Below are 4,595 nucleotides of genomic sequence, written 5' to 3'. Positions count from 1 at the left end.
TACTAGTAATAATCTAGACTATTACAATGGATCTGTTTTTGGTTTAGGTGTGCATATATTAGACCAAGTAGTTTCCTTATTTGGTAGACCTGAAAAGGTGTTTTATGATGTTAAATCCATAAGAAACCCCTCTAATGCTGATGACTATTATGAGATACAATTGTTTTATAATACTTTCAAGGTTAAGTTAAAAACTAGTCATTTAGTAAAGCTTCCTTATTATAGGTTCACTATTCATGGTAAAAGAGGAAGCTTTATAAAAAGGTCAATAGATAGGCAAGAAGAATTCCTAAAAAAAGGTATCCTGCCTGAAACGAAAAGGCTTCGGATTGGATACACCAAATGATTATGGGCTTATGAATTATATTAGCACCAACCGGGGAAGAAATAACTAAGTTTATTGAAACTCCTATTGGAGATTATGGAAGGGTTTATGATAACATTTATTCAGCTATAATGTACCATAAGCCAAAACTAGTTAATGATGATGAATTATTAACAGTTATAGAAATTTTAGAAAAAGCTTTTAAGGGTGATAACCCAAAGATTATAACCCTTTAATCTTTTATATATTTATATTTTTATATCTTTATATTTATATTTTTATTTTTATATTTTTATAAAATAAATATACATTAACCAAAGTACATCTCTAATTATATTACATTCTACTTAACAATAACCTTTGATCCAATAGGTACATTATCATATACCCATTTAGATTCATCAACTTTTAATCTTATGCAACCATGAGAGGCTGGTTTCCCTAAAGTAGTATCTACTATCTTTTTCTGTTCTTTATCAAAAGGTACAGAGTGAAAAAGATAGTTTCCCTTAAATCCTACCCAGTACTTACCTCCTTGATCGTACTTATCAGTATAAAACCAATCTCCCTTATTTTGTACAGTAAAGGTTCCTTTAGGTGTTTCCTTCCCATTTACGCCTGTAGAGCATAAAAATTCTTTTGTAAGAGACATTTATTTTTACTACCCTTATATACGTAGGTCTTTTGATCTTTTATATTTACAATAATTAAATAATTAGTACCACTTGCTATATCAAAGGAATTTATATTTTGCTTTGCCGAAACTTCCTGTTTATTAAATACAGCTTGAACTTCTTCCTTCTGTTTTCGTGAAAGATACTACCTTTTTCACCTTCATACTCTTTAACCTTATCTATAAGTTCTTTATCTTCTTTAAGTAAAGAGAGGTTATCTTCAATTAAAGATATAGCTTTAGAGTAATACTTATCCTTTGCAAGCTTATCTGCTTTATCTAAAGTATCTTCTTTTATTTTTGAGTAACAGTTTATCTTCATATCTAAAACTTCTAGATATTCAGGGTAAATTGTTGTTATTCATTAAGCCCTTTCATTGCTGATACATAATCCTTATCATTGAATAGTTTATACGCCTTTTCAAATACATCTCTTGAACTAGAAATCATAGGCATAGAATCTTTTATTTCTGTAATTTTAGAATTAACTACATCATATCTTTCAATTTCCCTTAATGTATATAATATATATTCTCTTGAGATTTCACTAATTTCATTATTATTTTCATTTTCATTAATCTCTAATTGTTCTATACAATTTAAGAAATAAGTATTTAAATCCTTCTTAATCTTAATCTTTTTTATAATATTAAAGTTCCCTTTATTTAAAATAATTGAATTCGCTTTTATGTAATCCCCATTATCAAAGCATTCCTTAAATGTTGATAAATCCTTACTATAAAGTTTTAAGCAAAGAGCAGCATATGACAAAATAATTAAAGTTGAAATAATTATAATTAAATTTCTAATTAATCTTCTGTTATTAAAATATTTAAGCATCTGTTTTCTCCTTTCTTAACTTTGTATTAAGCCATTAATTCATCTTTTAATTATTGACACAATTGTAGGAATCTAATCACCTATATGTTTCAATAAAATGGGAGCACCCCTTCAGTTCTGACACTAAATGTCAGTACCTTAGAGGTGCTCCCAATATATTCCATTCAATTATTCCATCAAGTTATAATTTATAAAAGTCCACTAGATCCAAATCCACCTTGTCCTCTTTCACTGTCTGTAGTTAATTCGTCTATCTCTTCCACATTCACTAATACCGTAGGCTTTATTACCATTTGGGCTATTTTCATAGCCTTTTCTACCTTAAATACTTCTTTGCCATGATTAATTAAGATTATGCATATTTCCCCTCTATATCCTTCATCAATAGTTCCTGGGGTATTTAGTACTGTTATCCCATTCTTTAAAGCAAGTCCACTTCCTAAAATTCTAAGGAAGATATTAGACCAAGAAGTGGACTTGCTTTAAAGAATGGGATAACAGTACTAAATACCCAGGAACTATTGATGAAGGATATAGAGGGGAAATATGCATAATCTTAATTAATCATGGCAAAGAAGTATTTAAGGTAGAAAAGGCTATGAAAATAGCCCAAATGGTAATAAAGCCTACGGTATTAGTGAATGTGGAAGAGATAGACGAATTAACTACAGACAGTGAAAGAGGACAAGGTGGATTTGGATCTAGTGGACTTTTATAAAATTATAACTTGATGGAATATATTGAATGGAATATATTGGGAGCACCTCTAAGGTACTGACATTTAGTGTCAGAACTGAAGGGGTGCTCCCATTTTATTGAAACATATAGGTGATTAGATTCCTACAATTGTGTCAATAATTAAAAGATGAATTAATGGCTTAATACAAAGTTAAGAAAGGAGAAAACAGATGCTTAAATATTTTAATAACAGAAGATTAATTAGAAATTTAATTATAATTATTTCAACTTTAATTATTTTGTCATATGCTGCTCTTTGCTTAAAACTTTATAGTAAGGATTTATCAACATTTAAGGAATGCTTTGATAATGGGGATTACATAAAAGCGAATTCAATTATTTTAAATAAAGGGAACTTTAATATTATAAAAAAGATTAAGATTAAGAAGGATTTAAATACTTATTTCTTAAATTGTATAGAACAATTAGAGATTAATGAAAATGAAAATAATAATGAAATTAGTGAAATCTCAAGAGAATATATATTATATACATTAAGGGAAATTGAAAGATATGATGTAGTTAATTCTAAAATTACAGAAATAAAAGATTCTATGCCTATGATTTCTAGTTCAAGAGATGTATTTGAAAAGGCGTATAAACTATTCAATGATAAGGATTATGTATCAGCAATGAAAGGGCTTAATGAAATAACACCAATTTACCCTGAATATCTAGAAGTTTTAGATATGAAGATAAACTGTTACTCAAAAATAAAAGAAGATACTTTAGATAAAGCAGATAAGCTTGCAAAGGATAAGTATTACTCTAAAGCTATATCTTTAATTGAAGATAACCTCTCTTTACTTAAAGAAGATAAAGAACTTATAGATAAGGTTAAAGAGTATGAAGGTGAAAAAGGTAAGTATCTTTCACGAAAACAGAAGGAAGAAGTTCAAGCTGTATTTAATAAACAGGAAGTTTCGGCAAAGCAAAATATAAATTCCTTTGATATAGCAAGTGGTACTAATTATTTAATTATTGTAAATATAAAAGATCAAAAGACCTACGTATATAAGGGTAGTAAAAATAAATGGTCTCTTACAAAAGAATTTTTATGCTCTACAGGCGTAAATGGGAAGGAAACACCTAAAGGAACCTTTACTGTACAAAATAAGGGAGATTGGTTTTATACTGATAAGTACGATCAAGGAGGTAAGTACTGGGTAGGATTTAAGGGAAACTATCTTTTTCACTCTGTACCTTTTGATAAAGAACAGAAAAAGATAGTAGATACTACTTTAGGGAAACCAGCCTCTCATGGTTGCATAAGATTAAAAGTTGATGAATCTAAATGGGTATATGATAATGTACCTATTGGATCAAAGGTTATTGTTAAGTAGAATGTAATATAATTAGAGATGTACTTTGGTTAATGTATATTTTATTTTATAAAAATATAAAAATATAAAAATATAAATATAAAGATATAAAATATAAATATATAAAAGATTAAAGGGTTATAATCTTTGGGTTATCACCCTTAAAAGCTTTTTCTAAAATTTCTATAACTGTTAATAATTCATCATCATTAACTAGTTTTGGCTTATGGTACATTATAGCTGAATAAATGTTATCATAAACCCTTCCATAATCTCCAATAGGAGTTTCAATAAACTTAGTTATTTCTTCCCCGGTGGTGCTAATATAATTCATAAGCCCATAATCATTTGGTGTATCCAATCCGAAGCCTTTCGTTTCAGGCAGGATACCTTTTTTTAGGAATTCTTCTTGCCTATCTATTGACCTTTTTATAAAGCTTCCTCTTTTACCATGAATAGTGAACCTATAATAAGGAAGCTTTACTAAATGACTAGTTTTTAACTTAACCTTGAAAGTATTATAAAACAATTGTATCTCATAATAGTCATCAGCATTAGAGGGGTTTCTTATGGATTTAACATCATAAAACACCTTTCAGGTCTACCAAATAAGGAAACTACTTGGTCTAATATATGCACACCTAAACCAAAAACAGATCCATTGTAATAGTCTAGATTATTACTAGTATCTTCAGGT

The 4,595-nt window shown here is 28.4% G+C and carries 6 protein-coding genes and 2 pseudogenes; 3 read left to right on the top strand and 5 right to left on the bottom strand.

What is annotated here, in order from left to right; translation table 11 throughout:
- Nucleotides 1-346: Gfo/Idh/MocA family oxidoreductase (locus DY168_RS14445; protein WP_242984179.1), on the top strand; the 346-nt coding region annotated here is incomplete at its 5' end.
- A gap of 322 nt (nt 347-668) precedes the next feature.
- Here the strand turns inward: DY168_RS14445 and DY168_RS14440 are convergent.
- The 4 genes and pseudogenes from DY168_RS14440 to dut (DY168_RS14425) all read right to left on the bottom strand — a co-directional run.
- Nucleotides 669-977, bottom strand: coding sequence for a L,D-transpeptidase (locus tag DY168_RS14440; protein ID WP_242984178.1), 309 nt, complete (start codon nt 975-977; stop codon nt 669-671).
- Nucleotides 978-1,068: 91 nt separating this feature from the next.
- The gene (locus DY168_RS14435) at nt 1,069-1,320 is read right to left on the bottom strand and encodes a hypothetical protein (protein ID WP_115642523.1); all 252 of its coding nucleotides are present in this window, start codon (nt 1,318-1,320) and stop codon (nt 1,069-1,071) included.
- 35 nt (nt 1,321-1,355) lie between these two features.
- Nucleotides 1,356-1,838 carry a hypothetical protein gene (locus tag DY168_RS14430; RefSeq protein WP_115642522.1) on the bottom strand — a complete coding sequence of 161 codons (483 nt, stop codon included), beginning with the start codon at nt 1,836-1,838 and terminating at the stop codon, nt 1,356-1,358.
- Nucleotides 1,839-2,026: 188 nt separating this feature from the next.
- Nucleotides 2,027-2,275 (bottom strand): annotated as a pseudogene (gene dut, locus DY168_RS14425) (dUTP diphosphatase); the annotation flags it as partial.
- 21 nt (nt 2,276-2,296) lie between these two features.
- Here dut (DY168_RS14425) and dut (DY168_RS14420) point away from each other — a divergent pair.
- Nucleotides 2,297-2,556 (top strand): annotated as a pseudogene (gene dut, locus DY168_RS14420) (dUTP diphosphatase); the annotation flags it as partial.
- A 190-nt stretch (nt 2,557-2,746) separates the two neighbouring features.
- Nucleotides 2,747-3,919 (top strand): L,D-transpeptidase, encoded by a 1,173-nt coding sequence (locus tag DY168_RS14415; protein ID WP_115640173.1) that lies wholly within the window; start codon nt 2,747-2,749, stop codon nt 3,917-3,919.
- Nucleotides 3,920-4,028: 109 nt separating this feature from the next.
- Here the strand turns inward: DY168_RS14415 and DY168_RS14410 are convergent, their stop codons facing one another.
- Nucleotides 4,029-4,490: a Gfo/Idh/MocA family oxidoreductase gene (locus DY168_RS14410; RefSeq protein WP_115642520.1), complete on the bottom strand. Its 462-nt coding sequence runs from the start codon at nt 4,488-4,490 to the stop codon at nt 4,029-4,031.
- Nucleotides 4,491-4,595 lie beyond the last annotated feature (105 nt).

Origin of the sequence: Clostridium putrefaciens (assembly GCF_900461105.1) — a bacterium.
In the GTDB taxonomy this organism is placed as follows: domain Bacteria; phylum Bacillota; class Clostridia; order Clostridiales; family Clostridiaceae; genus Clostridium_L; species Clostridium_L putrefaciens.
This window is presented reverse-complemented; position numbering and strand designations above follow the sequence as displayed.